Below are 23,768 nucleotides of genomic sequence, written 5' to 3' on the forward strand. Positions count from 1 at the left end.
AAAAATTAACCATATTTATTAATAATCATAAATATTAATTATAAAACAATTTTAATTTAAAATCTTTTATATCTTAAAATCTTATAATTTAATATAATAATATTTTATAAATCAATAGTTAATTAAAATAATTATAGATTTAACTTGATATAAATATCATTATTTTAATTTAAATACCTAAAATATTTTTAATGTCGCTTTAATAATTCTATTGCTATGTAACAAAAAAATATATATGTCAGTATATAAAATTATTAAAATTTATAATTACATTAATATTGCAATTAAACAAATAATCAATACTTAAAAATTTTTATATTTTTAAACTAAAATTATAGCATATTATAATTGTATCTATTTTATAAAAATAACAATTTATTATTATAAAATAATAAATTATGAAAAAATTTCATATTAAACATAGTATATATTTATACTTAAATATTACTTAAACGAGAAATATTACGCAAAAATTCTTGACGAGTATTTTTACTGGATTTAAATAAACCGCCAAGTGATGTTGTCATTGTGCTGCTATTTACATCACTAATACCTCTAGCTTTAACACAATAATGAACTGCATCAATTGAAACTGCAACATTTGCTGCACCTAACAAAGTTTGTAATGCGATTAAAATTTGTTGAGTTAAACGTTCTTGAACTTGAGGACGTTGAGAAAAAAAATGAACAATACGATTAATTTTAGATAAACCAATAACTTTATCTTTGGGAATATAAGATACTGTGGCTTTACCATCTATAGTAACAAAATGATGTTCACACACACTAGTTAACGTTATATTTCTTACTGTTACCATTTCATCAAAAGCCATGTTATTTTTAATTAAAGTAATTTTAGGAAAATTATTATAATCTAAACCGGAAAAAATTTCATTAACATACATCTTAGCTACTCGTTTAGGAGTTTTAGCCAAACTATCATTACTAAGATCTAGATTAAGCAATCGCATCATTGCACCAATATGTTCTTCAATTTGTTGTTTACATGTATTTGAATTAATACATTTACTTAAAAATGGCGTTTCAAGACCGTGATCTTCAAGTGCTTTGCGAACAAGAATAACTTCTTGATTTATTGATGACATGAATTTCTCCAAACAACAAAATTTAACTAAAAAACATATTTTTTTGAAATAAAAATATGTTTATGTAAAAAATATTTATGTAAAAAATATTTTTAAAAATTAGTATGTTATTTAAATAATTTATATTGATAATTAATTTTTTTATTTTATATAAAATATTAATTTAATTAATATTTTATATAATGAATTTAACTTTTTTAATTATAGAAACTTTCTATCTTATAAAAATAAGATACTATTCAGATCATTTATTTATGATAATTATAAACTTAATTAAAAATACAAAAATTAATATATCATAAATACTTACAGTTAAAAATAATTAAATTTAAAGTTAAAATACATAAAAAAGCATAATATGCACACTATATTAATTTATAAAATTATCATAATCAAAATTAAAATAAAATTTCTAGTAAGATACTATTATTAATAGTACTATATATAGTACTAATAAGTTTTCTGAAATTAGTTTTATTAATTAAAGTTTAATTACTTAATAAATTTAAATATAGTTTTATTAAAATTTTAAGTTAAATATACACATATTTTAGTCATCTAAAATAATTAAAATAAACAATATTAAATAAGTATATTTATTTAATATTTAAAGTTAGATAACTTATCTATCAATACAAAAAATAATTTAATTAAGCTAAACAATAACTTTCATGTTAATAAATATGAACTCACAAAATTGGAAAGAATCCATACATATTTAGAATAAAATATAATAACAAAATATACAAAGTGCTTATAATAAATATAATGGATTATAATTTAGAAGAAATTTTTACAAAAAAGGCGATAATAGATCAAATAATTAGATTTTTTAAAAATATTTTTAATAATACTTAAGATATATTTACTATACATCAAATGCAATTTATTTTAAAAATACTTCTAATATCTTATAAATAATCGATATTATATTTTGTCCTAATTAATTATTATTTTTATAAATTTTATATAAAAAATAACATAAATAAGATTATTTTCTAAAATAATATATAGTTTAGTAATAAAAATATTAATGATGATATATTAAATTTAGTTTATTAAAATAAAAACCTATTGCTAAATATATTATTTTTATATACTTTTGTATTGAATCATATATTTTTAAAATAAACAAATAATTAATGGATTAAGAATCAAATTCTTTGACAAAAGATATAGGTAATAATTAAATAATATTATAAAAATATTTTTATGAATCTATTAATATAGATTATAAATCATACTTTTCAAGTAATACTGTTATGATAAATCTAATTTGATTATAAAATATATAAGATATATTCTTTGAATATTAATTAATTCAACAATAAATTCAGGTATACATAATTTATGCAGACTATTTATCAAAAAATTGAAAAAAAACTTAAAAATCACTTATTACCAACATATTTGTCGATTTCTGATGAAAGTAACAAACATAATAGTTGCAACACAGAAAGTCATTTCAAAATAATTATAGTAACTAAAAAATTTTTTTCACAAAACATGATCGTTCGTCATCAAATAGTTTATCAACTATTAGCGAATGAATTATATAGTAAAATTCATGCGTTAATGTTAAATACTTATACTCCAACTGAATGGAAACAGCGTAAAAAAATAGTTTATTTTTCTCCTCCTTGCTATAAATTATAAAATAAATAGATATATCTAAATTTCAAATTATAATATTCAATGACCATAATTATTTTAAAATATTTAATTGATTTATAGTTGAAATTTTTAAAAAATTTATTTCTATCTTATTGTAAAAAATTATTGTTCATAACAAAATGTTATTAATTATTCAATTTGTTAATCTAATAATTTTAATATTTTATCTAAATGTGTTATAAATTTTCTACATGCTGTTAATTATGTCAAAAAATTTTAAAACTAAAAGATAATATTTTTTACTTAAGTAAAACAATTAAATTAATATAAATAAAATAATTAAATTGATATAAATTACTCATATTGAATATGTCTATTCTTAATATAATAAATAAAAAAACAAACTAAAAATTAGTTGAGGTAACAATATGCCATTTTTTGTCGAAAAAATCCAAGATCTAAAGTGTCGCATAACAATTACTGTTCCTAATAACGATATTGAAAAAGCAATAAATAGTGAATTAATTAATATATCAAAAAAAGTAAACATTAATGGTTTTCGTAAAGGGAAAGTGCCCATAAATATGGTAAAGAAAATATATGGTGATTCTATATTAAAAAATGTATTAAATGATCTAATGCAAAGTAATTTTACTACTGCAATAAAAGAAAAAAAAATCAATCTAGCTGGAGTACCTGAATATCAGTATAAACAATTTAAAATTGGTGAAGATTTTATCTATATAGTTTCATTTGAAATTTATCCAAAAATTGAATTAAAAAAATTAGAAAATATTAAAGTTGAAAAACCTATTGTCGTAATAACAGATAAAGATGTTGATTTAATGTTAGAAAAGTTACGTAAACAACAAGCTTTTTGGAAGGAAAGTAAAGAAAAAGCAATTTTAAATTCAAGAGTTACTATAGATTTTCAAGGTAAAATTAATGGAAAAATATTTAAAAATTCCAATGGCAAAAATATAAAGTTAGTGATAGGTAAAGGATATATGATACCAAGTTTTGAAAATAGCATATTAGGACATTCGCATGGTGAAAAATTCAATATTAATGTTCATTTCCCTTCAAATTATTATTCAAAAAAATTGAGAGGCAAATTAGTTAATTTTTATATAAATTTAAAAAAAGTTGAACGACTAATAATACCAGAAATCAACAAAGAATTCATACAAAAATTAGGCATTGATGATGGATCAATAAAAAGTTTAAGAAAAGAAATATATAAAAATATGCATCGTGCACTTAACAATGCTGTTAAAAATAAAATTAAGATGCAAATACTTGATGGTTTAATTAAAGAAAATAAAATAAATTTACCTAATACTATTATTGAAAATGAAATTAAACTACTACAGAAACAAGTTAAACAAAAAATAATAAATAATGGAAAACAATCATCAAATTTTTTTAACAGCACATTTGAAAAACAAGCAAAGCATCGTATTATAATAAAATTGTTATTAACAAAAGTTGTAAGTGAATACTCACTTATAGCGGATGATTTGATAATTCAATCAATAATCAAAGATATAGCTTCATCTTATGAAAATCCATTAACTATGATTGAACATTACAAAAAAAATAAAAATTTTATGAAAAATGTACATAATTTAGCACTAGAAGAACAAGTATTTAACATTCTTTTAGAAAAAGTTAAGATAATAAAAAAAGAAATACAATTTCATGAGTTTATGCTTAATATTAATGAATATTATCCATTATTATAAATATAGTTATTTAAATTTTTAATAACTATTCAAAAATTTTAATTTTTAAAATTAAATAATTACTAATACATATTTAATTAATTGAATTTTTATACTATTTTATAGTACATCAATTAATTTAATATGATAATTTAAATTAAATCAAGTACAAATAAATACTATTATTTTTCTTACAGTAAGCTTACTAAATCACCTAACATTAATTAATTTTACTAGAAGATCTAGTATCTAGTTATTTAAAACTAGAGTAATTTAAAATTAGATAAAATCATTTGACATTAATAAAAACATAACAACGAAGAAAATAATCTAATATTTTGCTATTAGTAATATTAATATATTGATATTATATATGTATTTATTTAAAAATTTTTATGAAAATATAACTCCTAATAATTTTCTGTATATATTGTTTTATAACTTATATTTATATTTATATAGAAAAATTATTTCTGTAAAATAACAATATTTATTATAATAGTTATTATATTAATACCAGACATTAGATATATTAATTAAAATATAATTAAAATATTAACATTTAATTAGGAGAATTTAAATGGTATATATTAATAATAAAAATCAAATTTTACCTAATCTAAGATTAGTGCCAATGGTCATTGAACAAACCTCAAGAGGTGAACGTTCTTATGATATTTATTCTAGATTACTTAAAGAAAGAATTATTTTCTTAACTGGCCATATTGAAGATTATATGGCAAATTTAGTAGTAGCCCAAATGCTATTTTTAGAAGCAGAAAATCCTGATCAAGATATATGCCTTTATATTAATTCACCTGGTGGAGTTATTACTGCTGGTATGTCGATTTATGATACTATACAATTTATCACACCTGACGTTAGTACTATTTGCATAGGCCAAGCATGTTCAATGGCTGCCTTTTTACTTTCTTCTGGCAAAAAACAAAAAAGGTATTGTTTACCTAACTCCCGTGTCATGATACACCAACCTATAGGTGGATGTCAAGGACAAGCGTCTGATATTGAAATTCATGCTAAAGAAATTTTAAAAATAAAACATCGAATCAATAAATTAATGGCTAAACATACTGGAAAAAAAATAACAGAAGTTGAGATAGATACTGAAAGAGATCGCTTTTTATCAGCAGAAGAAGCAGTTAATTATGGGTTAGTAGACAAAATATATACTAATCGTAATAATCGTAATGAATACATATAAATATATAACATCATATAATATATGATATAATTATATTGATTATAATTTATACATAATTAAAAATTATTATTATCTATATATCAAAAATAAATAATTATTTTTCAAAGTGAGGTTATCTGAATGACAGATCAACACAAAGATAGTTCAGAAAAATTACTGCACTGTTCATTTTGTGGAAAAAGCCAACATGATATTCGTAAATTAATTGCTGGTCCATCAGTTTATATCTGTGATGAATGTGTTGAATTATGTAACGATATCATACGAGAAGAAATAAAAGATATAGCACAACAACATAAGGAACAAAATATACTACTACCTAAACCACATGAAATTCGTAATTATCTTGATGATTACGTAATTGGGCAAGAAAATGCTAAAAAAATATTATCAGTAGGTGTATATAATCATTACAAACGTCTGCGCAATATTTCTGATGAAAATACTCATAATAAAATAGTAGAACTAGGAAAAAGTAATATTTTAATTATTGGTCAGACAGGTAATGGTAAAACATTATTAGCGGAAACTTTAGCAAGATACTTAAATGTCCCATTTACTATAACTGATGCAACAATATTAACTGAAGCTGGATATGTTGGAGAAGATGTTGAAAATATTATTCAAAAACTTTTACAAAAATGTAATTATGATATAAAAAAAGCTCAAAAAGGTATTATCTATATTGATGAAATCGATAAAATATCTCGTAAATCCGATAATCCATCAATTACAAGAGATGTTTCAGGAGAAGGAGTTCAACAAGCTTTACTAAAACTTATTGAAGGCACTATTGCTGCTGTACCACCTCAAGGTGGTAGAAAACATCCACAACAAGAATTTTTACAAGTAGATACTTCAAAAATTCTATTTATTTGTGGTGGGACATTCGAAGGGCTAGATAAAATTATCAGGCAAAGATTAAATACATGTTCAGGAATTGGGTTTTCAGCTGATATAAAATCAGGATCTAAAAAAATAACAATAGATACATTATTTTCTCAAGTTGAACCAGAAGATTTAATTAAATTTGGTTTAATTCCTGAATTTATTGGCCGGTTACCTGTAATAGCTACTTTAGAAGAATTAAATGAGGCAGCATTAATTCAAATTCTTAAAAAACCTAAAAATGCGTTAACTAAACAATATCAAGTACTTTTTGAAATGGAAGGTGTTAATCTAGAATTTCGTGAAGAAGCATTAAAAGCAATTGCAAAAAAAACTTTATTAAGAAAAACAGGAGCTCGTGGTTTACGTTCAATTGTCGAAAATACCTTACTAGATACTATGTATAATTTACCATCTATGAACAATGTTAAGAAAGTAGTAATTGATGAAATGGTTGTAAACGGGAAAACGAAACCTCTAGTAATTTATAGTAAATCTGATATGCAAGCATCATGCAAAAATAAATATTAATAACTATTGATTAAAAATAAAATATTTTTCCTATTTTATTTGTACAAAAATAAATCAGGATATTGAATGTCAATAATTTATTCCTATATAACCTTATATTAAAATTGAGGTTTCTCAAAACTTTTAAGGAAACCCTAAAATTGGTTTAAGATAAACGAAGAGAAAACCTTATGAATCTTGAGCGTTCCGAACGCATTGAAATTCCTGTACTGCCTCTCAGAGATGTAGTGGTTTATCCACATATGGTAATCCCATTATTTGTTGGTCGGGAAAAATCAGTTCACTGTCTTGAAGCAGCAATGGAACATAATAAACAAGTAATGCTAGTAGCTCAAAAAGAAGCATCAACTGATGAACCAAGTATAAATGATCTTTTTTCTGTAGGAACAGTATCTTCTGTTTTACAAATGTTAAAACTACCAGATGGTACTGTTAAAGTATTAGTTGAAGGTTTACGCCGTGCAAAAATTACTATGTTAACAGACAATGGAGAATATTTTTTTGCCCAAGCTGAGCATTTTAACTCTCCTAATATCGATGAAAAAGAACAAGAAGTACTAAATAGAACAACTATAAATCAATTTGAAGGTTATGTTAAATTAAATAAAAAAATTCCTCCAGAGGTATTAACATCATTACATAATATTGAGCAATCAGATAAATTAGCAGATACAATAGCTTCACACATGCCACTTAAATTAGCTGATAAACAACGTGTACTAGAAATGTCTAATGTAGTTGAACGTCTCGAATATTTAATGGCATTAATGGAATCTGAAATTGATTTACTTCAAGTTGAAAAACGTATTCGTAATCGTGTAAAAAAACAGATGGAAAAAAGTCAACGTGAATATTACTTAAATGAACAAATGAAAGCAATTCAAAAAGAACTAGGTGAAATGGAAGATATACCTGATGAATGTGAAATATTCAAACGAAAAATAGAAAAGATTAAAATGCCAAAAGATGCTAGACAAAAAATAGAATCAGAATTACAAAAATTAAAAATGATGTCACCTATGTCTGCTGAAGCAACTGTTTTACGAAGTTATATTGATTGGATGGTACAAGTACCTTGGAATACTAGAAGTAAAGTTAAAAAAGATTTGGTAAAAGCTCAAGAAATACTAGATAACGATCATTATGGACTAGAACGTGTAAAAGAACGTATTCTTGAATATTTAGCTGTACAAAGTCGTATCGTTAAAATTGATGGACCAATTTTATGTTTAGTAGGACCCCCTGGAGTTGGGAAAACATCACTTGGACAATCGATTGCAAAAGCAACAGGTCGTAAATATATTCGTATGGCACTAGGTGGTGTTCGTGATGAAGCAGAAATTAGAGGACATAGAAGAACTTATATTGGTTCTATGCCTGGAAAACTAATTCAAAAAATGGTGAAAGTTGGTGTTAAAAATCCACTATTCTTATTAGATGAAATTGATAAAATGTCATCAGATATGCGCGGAGATCCATCATCTGCTTTACTTGAAGTGCTTGATCCAAAACAGAATATTGTATTTAATGATCACTATTTAGAAGTTGATTATGACCTTTCTGATGTTATGTTTGTCGCAACTTCAAACTCAATGAACATACCAGCACCATTATTAGATCGTATGGAAGTTATTCGTCTCTCTGGTTATACTGAAGATGAAAAATGTAATATTGCAAAAAAACATTTATTACCTAAACAGATACAAAGAAATGCCTTAAAAAAAGATGAATTAACAATAGATATTAGTGCAATAATAGGTATAATTCGTTATTATACTCGTGAGGCTGGCGTTCGTGGATTAGAACGTGAAATTTCCAAATTATGCAGAAAAGCAGTAAAAAAACTAATAATAGATAAATCCTTAAAACATATTTTTATTGATGATAAAAATTTAAAAAATTATCTTGGTGTTCGTAAAGTCGATTATGGTCGTGCTGATACTAAAAACCGTATTGGACAAGTAACTGGATTAGCTTGGACTGAAGTGGGAGGAGATTTATTAACTATTGAAACAGCTTGTATTCCTGGTAAGGGTAAATTAACTTATACTGGATCCTTAGGTGAAGTTATGCAAGAATCAATTCAAACAGCATTAACTGTAGTACGTGCACGTGCAGAAAAGTTAGGTATAAACAGTAATTTTTACGAGAAAAGAGATATTCATGTACATGTTCCTGAAGGAGCAACACCAAAGGATGGCCCTAGTGCTGGTATTGCAATGTGTACAGCATTAGTTTCTTGTTTGATAGGAAATCCTGTTAGAGCAGATGTCGCTATGACTGGAGAAATAACACTACGTGGATTAGTATTACCTATTGGTGGTTTAAAGGAAAAACTATTAGCTGCTCATAGAGGTGGCATAAAAATAGTACTAATTCCTAATGATAATCTACGTGATTTAGAAGAAATACCTCAAAATGTGGTAGCAAACTTAAAAATCTATCCAGTCAAAACAATTGAGGAAGTTTTTTTTATTGCGTTACAAAACTGTCCTTTTAAAGAAAACAAATAGCTCTAAATACTATAAAATTAATCATTAACACATATCAATAAATATCTAAATTATAATACATAGATAGCATAACGTGATCTTGTAAATAATACAAATGATATATCTTATATAAGATATTTGTTAAATATATAATTAATAAAACTATTGCATATTATTTCGATAAAATATCAAATTTCATCTACTATTCTTAATAATTCATTAATAGAAATTTTTTTTCTAGTATTATCATCAACTTTTTTAATAATAACTGCACTATATAAACTATAATTACCATCTTTAGAAGGTAAATTACCTGACACAACAACAGATCCAGCTGGAATGCGACCATAAATAATTTCGCCAGTATTTTTATTATAAATTTTGGTGCTCTGGCCAATATATACACCCATAGATATAACTGAACCTTCTTCTACAATAACACCATCAACTATTTCAGAGCGAGCACCAATAAAACAATTATCTTCGATAATAGTTGGATTTGATCGTACTGGTTCTAACACGCCACCAATTCCAACCCCACCTGATAAATGTACATTTTTACCAATTTGTGCACAAGAACCAACTGTGGCCCAAGTATCAATCATAGATCCTTCGTCAATGTAAGCCCCAATATTAACATAAGATGGCATTAATACTGTATTTTTCGCTATAAATGCACCTTTTCTAACTATTGCTGATGGGACAACTCTACAACCTGCTTTTTGAAATCTAGTGTAATCATAATTAGCAAATTTTATATCTATTTTATCAAAATATTTACTTTCTGCACCATTTATTAATTTATTTTTATTGATACGAAAAGCAAGTATTACTGCTTTTTTTAACCATTGATGAGTAATCCATTTTCCATTGATCTTATCAGCAATTCTTAAAGTTCCATTATCAAGTTGATTAATTACCTGATTTATTGCTGTATTTAATTTAAAATCATCATTTACTGATGTCAGTCTTAAATGATGTGCAAAAGCATTTTCAATAATTATTTGAAGCTGCTCCATAATATTAATTCCTCTATTGTTATCATGTAAATCTTTATTATTTATATTAAAAATAACATGGATAAAACAATATATTAATAAATGCAAAAATATAAAAAATTAAATTTTAATATATTTTAATGATAACTATTATGATATCTATTTTTTAGATATTATTTATTACTTATTAATATTTGAAAAACTATTACAATAAATCTGTCTTAATATAAGATAGATTTAAATACGTTAAATAAAATATTAAAATTTAATATACATTCTATAATTTATGGATTCTTAATTAATTAAAACCAACAGCAGAACGAAGATCAGCTACTTTGTTTATTTTTTCCCATGGAAATTGAGAACGACCAAAATGTCCATATGTTGCAGTTGGCTGATAAATAGGTCGCAATAAATTTAACATTTTAATTAAACCATATGGACGTAAATCAAAGATTTCATTGACAACATGTATAAAAATATCATTAGATATTTTCTCAGTACCAAAGGTTTCAATCATAATTGATATTGGCTTAGCAATACCAATAACATAAGAAATTTGAATTTCACAACGATCAGCAAGTCCAGCAGCAACAATATTTTTCGCCACATAACGGGCAGCATAAGCAGCAGATCTATCAACTTTAGATGGGTCTTTGCCAGAAAAAGCACCACCGCCATGACGAGCCATACCACCATAAGTATCTGCGATAATTTTACGTCCAGTTAAACCACAATCACCCATTGGGCCTCCTATAACAAAACGACCTGTTGGATTTATAAAATATTTAGTATTTTTATGTAACCACTTAGTAGGTAATACCGGCTTAATAATCTCATCCATTACAGCTTCTGATAATATTTTTGATTTGATTTCTTCAGAATGCTGAGTAGATAATACAATAGTATCTATGCCAACTATTTTATTGTTTTCATATTGAAAAGTAACTTGGCTTTTAGCGTCTGGTCGTAACCAAGGTAAGGTGCCATTTTTTCTAACTTCAGATTGACGTTTAACTAAACGATGTGCATAAATAATTGGAGCTGGCATGAAAACATCAGTTTCATTATTAGCGTAACCAAACATAATTCCTTGATCTCCTGCTCCTTGTTCTAACACATTTTTATGATTTATACCTTGATAAATATCTAATGATTGTTTCCCTATTGCACAAATAACAGCACAAGAATTAGCATCAAAACCCATATCTGAGCTAGTATAACCAATTTCACGTATAGTAGATCTAGCAATTTCTTCAATATCAATCCAGGCATTAGTAGTAATTTCACCTCCAACTATTACCATGCCGGTTTTTACATAAGTTTCACATGCAACTTTAGCTGTTGTATCTTGTTCAAGAATTGCATCTAAAACTGCGTCAGAAATCTGATCAGCAATTTTATCAGGATGACCTTCTGATATTGACTCAGAAGTAAATAAATGTGAGGTCATAAGTATTTAATTACCTTATTTTTTAAAATATTATTTTAAAACATTAATATTTATACTTTAATTATAATATTAAGTTAATGGCATTTCTAGTAATTTTTTATTTGTTTTTTATCCTAAAATAATTTATTTGAATTAACACTAACTTATTGATATTTTATTTAGTAATTAAAATAAATTTTGAATTACTTAATATTTTTTATTTATTGGATATGATTGATGATTAAAAAATTTCCTATTTCTCCTGAAAATGAAGAAAAATTGCTTAATAACGCTAAAAATTTAGCAGGATATACAATAAAAGAACTAGCAAATAATATAAATATATCTATGCCTAATAACCTTAAATGTAACAAAGGTTGGATTGGGAAATTATTAGAATATTATTTAGGTGCTAGTGGTGGTAATACAGCAAAACAAGACTTTGCTCATATTGGTATCGAATTAAAAACTATTCCTATTAACTATTATGGTAAACCATTAGAAACAACTTTTATTTGTGTAGTACCTTTAATTAATAATATAGGAATAACATGGATATCTAGTTACTTACGTTATAAATTATCACGTATCTTATGGATACCAATTGAAGGTGAACAAAGAATTCCATTAGCAAAACGAAGAATAGCTTCTCCAATATTATGGAGTCCAAGTAAAATCCAAGAACAATGGTTAAAACAAGATTGGGAAGAATTAATGGATATGATCGTTTTAGGTAATATTGAAGATATTACATCAAGACATGGGCAATTTTTGCAAATACGGCCAAAAGCAGCTAATAGTAAGTCATTAACAAAAGGAATAGGAAGAAAGGGCCAACAAATAATGACTTTACCTCGTGGATTTTATCTAAAAAAAAATTTTACAGATATAATAATATCTCATCATTTTAATTTATGCTCTAATAATCAATATTTAAAAAAAATAAATAGTTATTTTGATATAATTTAATATATAATCTATATATAAAATATAAATTTTGACTGAAATTTTATATGACAAATTTATCATAAAAATTTTTAATATAATTAAATTAAACCATACTAAAACTGTAAAAGATTAAATCTTATTAATATATAGTAAAACTATATATATAAAAAATATATATCAATAATCAAATAATCACTAAATTTTAAAATTTATGTTGTTTATTTAATTACAAATAAAAATAATAGAAAATTATAAAACAAATATCTTAATATTTGCTGACATTTATATATATATTTATAATATATTTTCTTAAGTTTTAATACTGAATTGTTTTAATAAAATTAAAAACATTTGTAAAAAAATAATTTAAAATTATATCAAATACTGCAGTATAACAAAAACATTGAATTAATATAAATATTAATTTATCGAGATATTATGTTATATATTTATCATTCTAATCGATTAAATGTCCACAAAAACATAATTTCTAATTTAATTAAAAATTATCCATTAATTAATCCAATAGAAAAAGAAATTATTTTAGTGCCAAGTCAAATCATGTCGCAATGGTTACAAATAGAACTTGCATACAGTATAGGAGTTGTGGCTAATATTTCTTTTCTTTTACCATCTAATTTTATTTGGAATATTTTTATTCAAGTTTTTTCTTCTTTTCCAAAAAAAAATACTTTTAGTAAAGAAAATATGAGTTGGAAATTTATGAAAATTTTACCATCTTTATTAGATGAACCAGAATTTAAAGAAATTAAACAATATTTAAATAAAGATATAGATAACAGAAAATTACATCAATTATCATACCGTATTGCTTTTTTATTTAAAAAATATCTAATTTATCGTCCTCAATGGTTAGAATGTTGGTATAATAAACAAATAATTAATGGATTAAGTAATCATCAACATTGGCAAAAAATACTATGGCTAAAATTCATTGAATATTATAAAAAACTTAATCAACATCATTGGTATTATACAAATCCTTATAAAAAATTTATAAATACATTAGACTTACCCTTATCTTCTAATATTAATTTGCCAAAACGTATATTTATATGTGGTATTATCTCATTTCCTCCAATATATTTAGAATTATTTAATGCTCTTAGTAAACATATAGATATTCATTTAATGATGATGAATCAATGTTATAAATATAATTACGACATACAAGAAGGTAATAATTTAAAAACAAATATTGATACATGCGCAAAATATAATATAAATAAAAAAAAATTATTTCTAAATAATCAATTATTAGAATCTTGGGGAAAATTAGGAATTGATAATTTATATTTACTTTCTCAATTTAAGCAATCTAACGAAATTCATAAATTTATAGATATACCATCTGATTCTTTATTACATCACATTCAAAGAGATATTCTAAACTCAAAAAATCTAAACAATATTCGTTTAACAAAAAATAGCTATTTTAATAGCTTAAGTAAAAGAAAATTAAATAAAAAAGATAAATCATTGACATTTCATTCTTGCCATAGCCCCCAACGTGAACTAGAAGTTTTACATGATTATTTATTAAAATTATTTGATGAAAATCCAACATTAATACCAAAAGATATTATTGTAATGGTATCTGATATTAATAAGTATATGCCTTACATAAAAGCTGTATTTAACAATGTATCTGCTAATCATAGCATTCCCTTTTCTATATCAGCATATAAAATAGAACACGGTGACTACTCTATTCTACAAACTTTTATTTTATTACTTAATTTACCTAATATTCGTTTTACAGGAGAAGAAATATTTACATTTTTAGAAATTCCAGCATTAGCTAGAAAATTTTCTATATATGAAAATGAATTACCTTTATTAAAAAGATGGATTAATGAATCAGGGATCTGCTGGGGATTAAATAATGAACATATTTCAATGTTAGACTTGCCTATAACAGAGCAAAATACATGGAGTTTCGGTTTAAATAGAATGATGTTAGGCTATGTTATGCATAACAATATAGGTACTTGGAATAATATTTCCCCTTATAATGAATGTACAGGACTATCAGCTAAATTAGTTGGTCATCTTGCGGTTTTTATTGATTATTTATCTAACTGGAAAAATATACTAAATAAGAAAAAAAAATTATCAGAATGGTTACCTATAGGTCAGATCATATTAAATGATTTTTTTGAAATTAATGAAAATATTGAATCAATATTTATATTTATTTTAAAACAATGGAAAAAGATTATTAATACTGGCATATTAGCAAAGTATGAAGATATGGTTTCTATATCAATTATTCGTAATGAATTAGAGAAAAGCTTTAATGATGAAAAAATAAAACAACGCTTATTTAATGATAAAATTAGTATTTGTAATCTTACATCTATGCATTCTATTCCATTTAAAGTCGTATGTTTATTAGGATTAAATGATCAAATATATCCACGTTCAATACCTACATTAAATTTTGATTTAATAACTGATAATCCACAACTTGGTGATCAAAATTATAGAGATAATGATTATTTTTTATTTTTAGAAGCTTTAAATTCTGCTTCTCAAATATTTTATCTTAGTTATATTGGATATAATATTAATGATAATCAAGAAAATAATCCATCAGTATTAATAAATGAATTACTTGATTATATAAGTCAAAATTTTTGCTTAGAAGGTGATGAACATTTAAATATTGATTTCAGTTCTTTTAAAATAAAAAAACATTTAGTTACTAAACATACTAGAGTGCCATTTTCAATAAAAAATTATTTATCTAATAGTATTCATCAAAGTTACTCAACTGCATGGTTACAAACAGCTAAAAAAAAAGGAAAAAAACAAATACTTTTTTGTAAATCATCACTAATGCCAATAGAACAATATTCTAATGAAATATCATTAGAACAGTTAATTAGTTTTTATCGCCATCCGATAAAATATTTTTTTCAAAAAAGATTAAAAGTTTATTTTTTTAATAAAGAAGTACATTTACCTGAAAATGAACCATTTATTGTAGATAATTTAGAAAAATATAAAATTAATGAACAATTAATGAAAGCTATGATTAATGAGGAATCAATAGAAAATCTATTAACAATAGTACGCGCAACCGGAAAATTACCTGTAAAATATTTTGGGCAAATTTATTGGGAAAAACAGATTAAAGATATGCAGCCGTTAGTTAATAAAATTAAGATAAATTATCACAAAGTTATTAATAAACCATTTATTATTAAATTTTTAGAAAATACTTATTTACACGGACAATTAAGTAATTTGCAACAAAATGGTATTATTCGTTATCGACCTGCTATTCTTACAATTAATGATGGTTTATCTCTATGGATAGAGCATCTAATTTTTTGTTTAATTATTGGAGTTGGTGAAAGTTATTATTGGGGGAAAAATAATAGTGAATGGTGTTTCAATTCTATAGATAAATGTCAAGCTAAATTATATTTACAACAATTAATTAATGGCTATAAAGAAGGTATGAACTCACCATTAGCACTTTTTAATAAAAGTAGTTGGAAATGGTTAATATCATGCTACAATAAAAAAAATAATACATTTGATTTTAAATCAGATAAAATATTATCTAAAGCAAACATGTACCTTATACAATCTATACAAGGTACGCATAATCAACCAGGTGAAATTCAAGATAGTTATATTAATCGTGCTTTTAGTATAATAGATAATAATCTATTAAAAAAAATTAAAGAAAATGCAATTACTTATTTATTTCCTATGATAATTTTTAGAAAAAAAATCTCTTTTAGTAAAGAAGCATAATATACTTCATATAGAAGTATGAAATTATTTTTTATTAACCAAAATTAAAATATTATGTAATTTTTAATTTTAATATTTTATTCCAAATATTAAATATAATGTAAAAATTTTTACAAAAATTAATATGCTATTTAAATAAAAATATTTAATAATAAAATATAAAACTATTAATTATTAGATAGTAATATTACAGATTAAATTATACTTTAACAATATAAACAATATATTAATAAATATATCATTAAAGTTTAATTATAAGATAATACTAATACAATAGTAGTTTTTAACTAATTTTAAATTTATAAATTTAACTAAATTAATATTGCAAATTGGATAAATAAGTATGAATAATATTAAATTAGAAAAAATAATCAATCAATACTTAAAGATTGATAATTATCAAGATTATTCACCTAATGGTCTACAGGTAGAAGGTCGCTCAGAAATATGTAAAATAGTAACTGGAGTTACGGCATCTCAAGCACTGCTTAATGAAGGAATAAAATTATCAGCTGATGCTATCATTGTACATCATGGTTATTTTTGGAAAAATGAACCACAAGTAATTCTTAATATGAAGCGTAATAGATTAAAAACATTGCTATGTAATAACATGAATTTATATAGTTATCATTTACCACTAGATTGTCATCCAATAATTGGCAATAATATACAATTAGGAAATCTTATGGAAGTGGAGATAGAAAGTTATATTACTCCATTCTTACCAATAGGTAAATTTACAAAATCTATAACTGCTGATAATCTGATATCTCGTTTAAGCAATAGACTAAATCGTCAACCATTATACTGTGGAGATAATGGGCCAATAAAAATACATAAAATTGCTTGGTCTACTGGTAGTAGCCAAGATTTGATTCAAAAAGCAGCAGAAGCCGGAGCTGATGCCTTTGTAACAGGTGAAGTTTCTGAACAAACAATTCATATTGCTAGAGAAATGAAAATTCATTTTTATGCTGCAGGTCACCATGCAACTGAAAAATTTGGAGTAAAACTATTAGGTGAATGGTTAAATAAGAATTATGGATTTCAAGTTATTTTCATAGATATAAATAATCCGGTATAATGAACTAAATTCATATTCAATTAAATATATTTAATTCAATTAAATATATTTAAACTTATTTATACTAACTATATTATTTTACTAACTATATTATTTTATCTTTTAGATAAGCTTCATTAATCTATTAAAATTATTGTTCATTAATCTATTAAAATTATTAAAGATTCAATAACTATTAATTAAAGATTCAATAACTATTAACTTTTTAAAAATATACCAAGATCATTTAATAAAAAAATATATTACATTAAATTTTAAAATAAATGCATTTCAATAAATATTAATTAAAATATTTGAATAATAAAATAAATCAAGTTATAATAATCAAGTTATAAATAATAATATAACTTGATTATAACATAAATTTCAGATTAAAAATACATAAATGATTGTGTTTTTATCAAAAAATTTTAAAAATTTAATTGTAATATTTAACAAAATTTTAGCTTAAACGAACATAAAAATACTTAAAAACTTAATTGCAGCTAATAATGTTAAGAATAATATTAAAAATATTATAACATAATTAGTTAAAATAATATATAAACTTTAAAGGATCATGATGCAAAAAAGCATAATGGAAGAATGGTTAGATTCTAGTTTTCTAAGTAGTGCGAATCAATCTTATATTGAGCAACTTTATGAAGAGTATTTAATTGATCATAATTCTGTAGACCTAGATTGGAGAAATATTTTTGATAAACTATCAAATGCACAGATATTTAATTTTGAACACTCACATTCTGAGATACGTACCATTTTTCGTTCATTAGCAAAAAGATCTACACCTTTACAAACTTCTATCAAGAAGGCATTTTTTAATTATGAAAAACAAACTAAAGTTATTGAACTAATAAATGCCTTTAGGTTTAAAGGACATCAAAATGCAAATTTTGATCCTCTAGGTATATGGAAACAACCAATTGTTCCAGATTTAGATCCTATATTTTACGGTTTAACTAAAACTGATCTTGAAAATACATTTAATATTGGTTTGTTTGCTGGCAAACAAACCAATATTAAATTAAGTGAACTATATATTATCTTAAAACGAATTTATTGTTCTTCAATAGGCATTGAATATATGCATATGACAAATATTGAAGAACAACATTGGATGCAACAACATATAGAAATAAATACACCAATTAATGAAACATTTAGCGCAGAAGAAAAAATACAATTTTTATCAGAATTAATTGCGGCTGAGGGGCTAGAACATTTTCTTGGAAGAAAATTTCCTGGGGCAAAACGTTTTTCTTTAGAAGGAGGTGATTCATTAATTCCAATGTTGAAAAATCTAATTCAATATTCAAGTCAAAAAGAAACTCGAGAGATAGTAATAGGTATGGCTCATCGAGGAAGATTGAATGTGCTAGTTAATGTTTTAGGTAAATATCCTAAAGAATTATTTGATGAATTTTTAGGCAAACATAGAAATAATTCAGGTACTGGAGATGTTAAATATCATCAAGGATATTCTGCTAATTATAAAATTAAAAATATTTTAGTTCATTTAACATTAGCCTTTAATCCATCGCATTTAGAGATAGTTAATCCAGTTGTAATCGGTTCTGCTCGTGCACGAAGAGATCGATTACATGGAAAAACTAATACTAATAATAACGCAGTATTACCAATAACGATTCATGGAGATGCATCTTTGATAGCTCAAGGAGTTGTTCAAGAAACCCTTAATATGTCGCAAGTAAGAGGCTATGAAGTTGGTGGCACTATACACATTGTCATAAATAACCAAATTGGATTTACCACATCTAATCTTAAAGATGTACGTTCAACACAATATTGTACAGATATTATGAAAATGATATCAATACCTATTTTTCATGTTAACGCAGATGATCCAGAAGCAGTTATTTTTGTTACCAGACTGGCATTAGATTTTCGTAATAAATTTAAGCGTGATGTAGTTATTGATTTAGTTTGTTACCGTCGTCATGGTCATAATGAATCTGATGAACCAAGTGTTACTCAACCAGTAATGTATCAAAAAATTAAAGAACATGCTACAACTAGTAAAATTTACGCAGATAAATTAATATCTGAAAAAATTATTAATAAAAATCAAGTTATAGAAATGATTGATATTTACCGTAATAAATTAGATAACAATGATTACTTGATGAATAATTGGGATTCCGTAAAAATAAATAATTTAATTTGGAAGCCTTATTTAAATCATGAGCAGAATAATAATCAATATAATCCAGTTCCAGTTAATAAACAAAGATTAAGAGAATTAATAAAAATATTAACTACTATTCCGGTAGAAATTATTATGCATCCTAGAGTAAAAAAAATTTTTAGTGATAGACAAGATATGGCTAACGGAAAAAAAATGCTTGATTGGGGAGCAGCAGAAACTTTAGCATATGCAACATTAGTGGATATAGGAATAAACATTCGTTTATCTGGTGAGGATATAGGACGCGGTACTTTTTTTCATCGTCATGCAGTTATTCATGATCAAACTAATGGATTAGTATATATACCTTTAGCTAATATTAGTAAAAATCAAGGAATATTTGAAATATGGGATTCAGTACTATCTGAAGAAGCTGTACTTGCCTTTGAATATGGTTATGCATCAACAGAACCTCGTGTTCTAACTATTTGGGAAGCTCAATTTGGTGATTTTGCTAATGTAGCACAAGTAGTTATAGATCAATTTATTAGCTCAGGTGAACAAAAATGGGGACGTATGTGTGGATTAGTAATGTTATTACCTCATGGATATGAGGGGCAAGGTCCTGAACATTCTTCTGCTCGCTTAGAACGTTATTTACAATTGTGTGCAGAACAAAATATACAAGTGTGTATTCCATCTACTCCATCTCAGATATATCATATACTTCGCCGTCAAATACTTTGTAATACTAGACGTCCATTAATTATAATGACACCTAAGTCATTATTACGTCATCCTATGGCAGTTTCTAGCTTAGAAGAATTAGCAAATAGTAAATTTTTACCGGTTATTAATGAATTAGATCTAATAAAATCAGAAAACACCAAACGTGTAATTTTATGTTCAGGTAAAATTTATTATGATTTAATTGAACACCGTCGCAAAAATAAACAAAATGATATTGTTATTATACGTATTGAACAATTATATCCTTTTCCATCTAAAGAGTTAGAAAAAATATTAAAGCCTTATGTGCATGTTCAGGATTTTATATGGTGTCAAGAAGAACCTATGAATCAAGGTGCATGGCATTATAGTAAACAAAATATCAAGGATATACTATCTAAAAATTCATTATTAAGTTATGTTGGACGACCTGCATCTTCTTCACCTGCCGTAGGTTATATATCAATGCATCAAGAACAACAAAAAACATTAATCGAAGGTGCACTAAAATAATAAATGGATATAAAAATGAAGAGAATAGAAATTCTTGTCCCTGATCTCCCTGAATCAGTTATGGATGCTATAGTTGTAAATTGGCATAAAAAACCAGGTGATCAGGTAATAAGAGATGAAATATTAGTAGAAATTGAAACTGATAAAGTTGTACTTGAAATACCAGCAGTAGATTCAGGAGTATTGGAATCTATTGTAAAAAAAGAAGGTGCTATTGTTTTATCTAAAGAACTATTGGGTTACATTATTGCCAATGATAAAGTAGAAAAAACTACTAATATAAAAAATATTATTCCACCTAAATATAATGATGACATTAATCTTGAAAAAGAAAATGATAATACACTTACACCAGCTGTTCGTCGTTTAATTGCAAAACATGAGTTAAATCCATCTAATATTAAAGGCAGTGGTATAAAAGATCGCATAATACCTGATGATGTTAATAAACATATCAAAGATAAAAAAAATAAAAATATATTAACTGAGCAAAAAGATAATACAAATATAAAAGTATCATCATCTGTTTCTAATAGAAATGAAAAGAGCATACCAATGACTCCTTTACGTCGACGTATTGCAGAACGTTTACTTAAAGCAAAAAATAATGCTGCTATATTAACTACTTTTAATGAAGTAAATATGAAACCTATTTTAGATTTAAGAAAGCAATATGGTGAAAGTTTTGAAAATAGACACGGTATCCGTTTAGGATTGATGTCTTTCTATGTAAAGGCGACTGTTGAAGCTTTAAAACGTTATCCTGAAGTTAACGCATCTATTAATGATTTAAATATAATTTATCATAATTATTTTGATATTAGTATAGCTATTTCTACACCTAGAGGATTAGTAACCCCAGTATTACGCAATGTAGATCTAATGAGTATGGCAGAAATCGAAAAAAAGATAAAAGAATTTTCGATTAAAGGTCGCGATGGCAAGTTAACAATAGATGAATTAACTGGCGGTAATTTTACCATTACTAATGGAGGTGTTTTTGGTTCCTTAATGTCAACACCAATTATTAATCCACCTCAAAGTGGTATTTTAGGAATGCATATTATTAAAGATAGAGCAATGGTCGTTGATGGTGTGGTGAAAATTTTACCTATGATGTATTTAGCTCTTTCTTATGATCACCGTTTAATTGATGGACGTGAATCTGTTAGTTTTCTAATAACAATAAAAAATATGTTAGAAGATCCAGCTCGCTTATTATTAGATGTCTAAATAATAAATTTTAAATTATAAAATATTTAATCTAAATTAGATATTACGTAAAATATAAATTTTTATTAGCTAATCTTTAAATAAATTAAATACATAAAAATTTTATGTATTTAATTTATTTAAAGAAATTATGGATTAATTATTATGAATTTACATGAATATCAAGCAAAACAGTTACTCTCATATCATGGGTTACCAATACCAAAAGGTTATGTTTGTACAACACTAAATGAAGTATACAAAGCAACATCAAAATTAGGTAATAGTCCTTGGGTTGTAAAATGTCAGATACATGCTGGTGGTAGAGGACAAGCTGGTGGCGTACAAATTATTAATAATATGAATGAAATACGATTATTTACTGAATATTGGTTAGGAAAAAGACTGATAACATACCAAACAGATTCTAATGGACAACCTGTTAATTATATATTGGTAGAATCAATGACAAAAATAGAAAAGGAACTTTATTTAGGTGCTATTATAGATCGTAGTTCCAATAGAATTATTTTTCTAGCATCTATTGAAGGTGGTATTGAAATTGAAAAAGTAGCAAAAAAAACACCAGAACTGATTCACAAAATCATTATCGATCCTTTAACTGGCCCAATGCCTTATCAAGGTAGGGAACTTGCTTACAAGTTAGATTTAAATAATATACAAATTGAGCAATTCAGCAAAATATTTATTAAATTAGCGAATATTTTTTTGAAATATGATTTAATGTTAATCGAAATCAATCCGTTAGTTATTACTAATCAAAAAGATTTAATATGTTTAGATAGTAAAATTAATATTGATAATAATGCTTTATACCGACAAAAAAAATTATCTCAAATGAGGGACATCTCTCAAGAAGATCCAAATGAAGCACATGCATTAGAATGGGATTTAAATTATGTTGCTTTAAATGGTAATATTGGTTGTATGATAAACGGTGCTGGTTTAGCTATGGGCACGATGGATATTGTCAAGTTAAATGGTGGTACTCCAGCTAATTTTCTTGATGTTGGGGGGAGTGCAACCAAAGAACGTGTAAAAGAAGCATTTAAAATTATCTTATCGGACTCAAATGTTAAAGCTATTTTAGTTAATATTTTTGGTGGTATTGTTCTATGTGATTTAATTGCTGATGGTATAATTGAAGCACTACAAGAAATTGGAACAACAATTCCTATTGTTGTCCGTCTTGAAGGTAACAATGCTGAATTAGGTAATCAAAAATTATCTAATAGTGGATTAAAAATAATTACTGCAACTAGTTTGCAGGAAGCAGCAAAAAAAGTAGTTGCAGCAGTAGAGGTAAAATAAGG

At 24.9% G+C, this 23,768-nt stretch carries 14 protein-coding genes; 11 read left to right on the plus strand and 3 right to left on the minus strand.

The genetic code is table 11. The features are described 5' to 3' along the window. Window positions 1–437: 437 nt before the first annotated feature. Window positions 438–1,106 carry a GTP cyclohydrolase I FolE gene (gene folE / locus AUT07_RS01515; protein WP_066283265.1) on the minus strand — a complete coding sequence of 223 codons (669 nt, stop codon included), beginning with the start codon at window positions 1,104–1,106 and terminating at the stop codon, window positions 438–440. Window positions 1,107–2,456: 1,350 nt separating this feature from the next. Here folE and AUT07_RS01520 point away from each other — a divergent pair. The 5 genes from AUT07_RS01520 to lon all read left to right on the plus strand — a co-directional run bounded on the left by AUT07_RS01520 (window position 2,457) and on the right by lon (window position 9,598). Next, a complete protein-coding gene (locus AUT07_RS01520; RefSeq protein ID WP_066283267.1) occupies window positions 2,457–2,762 on the plus strand; it encodes a BolA family protein in 306 nt (101 codons plus the stop codon). A gap of 386 nt (window positions 2,763–3,148) precedes the next feature. Next, on the plus strand, window positions 3,149–4,465 hold the full coding sequence (gene tig / locus AUT07_RS01525) for a trigger factor (protein ID WP_066283268.1): 1,317 nt from the start codon (window positions 3,149–3,151) through the stop codon (window positions 4,463–4,465). A 559-nt stretch (window positions 4,466–5,024) separates the two neighbouring features. Beyond that, window positions 5,025–5,666, plus strand: coding sequence for an ATP-dependent Clp endopeptidase proteolytic subunit ClpP (clpP, locus tag AUT07_RS01530; protein ID WP_066283272.1), 642 nt, complete (start codon window positions 5,025–5,027; stop codon window positions 5,664–5,666). A gap of 120 nt (window positions 5,667–5,786) precedes the next feature. Next, on the plus strand, window positions 5,787–7,085 hold the full coding sequence (gene clpX / locus AUT07_RS01535; RefSeq protein ID WP_066283275.1) for an ATP-dependent protease ATP-binding subunit ClpX: 1,299 nt from the start codon (window positions 5,787–5,789) through the stop codon (window positions 7,083–7,085). 170 nt (window positions 7,086–7,255) lie between these two features. After that, window positions 7,256–9,598, plus strand: coding sequence for an endopeptidase La (gene lon, locus AUT07_RS01540; protein ID WP_066283277.1), 2,343 nt, complete (start codon window positions 7,256–7,258; stop codon window positions 9,596–9,598). 167 nt (window positions 9,599–9,765) lie between these two features. Here the strand turns inward: lon and dapD are convergent, their stop codons facing one another. Both dapD and metK read right to left on the minus strand, forming a co-directional pair. Beyond that, the gene (dapD, locus tag AUT07_RS01545) at window positions 9,766–10,596 is read right to left on the minus strand and encodes a 2,3,4,5-tetrahydropyridine-2,6-dicarboxylate N-succinyltransferase (protein ID WP_066283281.1); all 831 of its coding nucleotides are present in this window, start codon (window positions 10,594–10,596) and stop codon (window positions 9,766–9,768) included. Window positions 10,597–10,873: 277 nt separating this feature from the next. Next, window positions 10,874–12,028 (minus strand): methionine adenosyltransferase, encoded by a 1,155-nt coding sequence (gene metK, locus AUT07_RS01550; protein ID WP_066283284.1) that lies wholly within the window; start codon window positions 12,026–12,028, stop codon window positions 10,874–10,876. Between the two features lie 216 nt (window positions 12,029–12,244). Between metK and mutH the strand changes: the two genes are divergently transcribed. From mutH to sucC, 6 genes are all read left to right on the plus strand, one after another. Then, window positions 12,245–12,976: a DNA mismatch repair endonuclease MutH gene (gene mutH, locus AUT07_RS01555; protein WP_066283286.1), complete on the plus strand. Its 732-nt coding sequence runs from the start codon at window positions 12,245–12,247 to the stop codon at window positions 12,974–12,976. 417 nt (window positions 12,977–13,393) lie between these two features. Next, a complete protein-coding gene (gene recC / locus AUT07_RS01560; RefSeq protein ID WP_066283287.1) occupies window positions 13,394–16,747 on the plus strand; it encodes an exodeoxyribonuclease V subunit gamma in 3,354 nt (1,117 codons plus the stop codon). Between the two features lie 343 nt (window positions 16,748–17,090). Then, on the plus strand, window positions 17,091–17,834 hold the full coding sequence (locus AUT07_RS01565) for a Nif3-like dinuclear metal center hexameric protein (protein WP_066283289.1): 744 nt from the start codon (window positions 17,091–17,093) through the stop codon (window positions 17,832–17,834). A gap of 562 nt (window positions 17,835–18,396) precedes the next feature. Continuing rightward, window positions 18,397–21,222, plus strand: a complete 2,826-nt coding sequence (locus AUT07_RS01570; protein WP_066283292.1) for a 2-oxoglutarate dehydrogenase E1 component — start codon at window positions 18,397–18,399, stop codon at window positions 21,220–21,222. A 60-nt stretch (window positions 21,223–21,282) separates the two neighbouring features. Continuing rightward, complete coding sequence (odhB, locus tag AUT07_RS01575) at window positions 21,283–22,455, plus strand: 2-oxoglutarate dehydrogenase complex dihydrolipoyllysine-residue succinyltransferase (RefSeq protein ID WP_395496606.1); 1,173 nt, start codon at window positions 21,283–21,285, stop codon at window positions 22,453–22,455. 144 nt (window positions 22,456–22,599) lie between these two features. Beyond that, window positions 22,600–23,766: an ADP-forming succinate--CoA ligase subunit beta gene (gene sucC, locus AUT07_RS01580; protein ID WP_066283300.1), complete on the plus strand. Its 1,167-nt coding sequence runs from the start codon at window positions 22,600–22,602 to the stop codon at window positions 23,764–23,766. The last annotated feature ends 2 nt before the right edge of the window (window positions 23,767–23,768 follow it).

The organism is Candidatus Arsenophonus lipoptenae, from assembly GCF_001534665.1.
GTDB lineage: Bacteria > Pseudomonadota > Gammaproteobacteria > Enterobacterales > Enterobacteriaceae > Arsenophonus > Arsenophonus lipoptenae.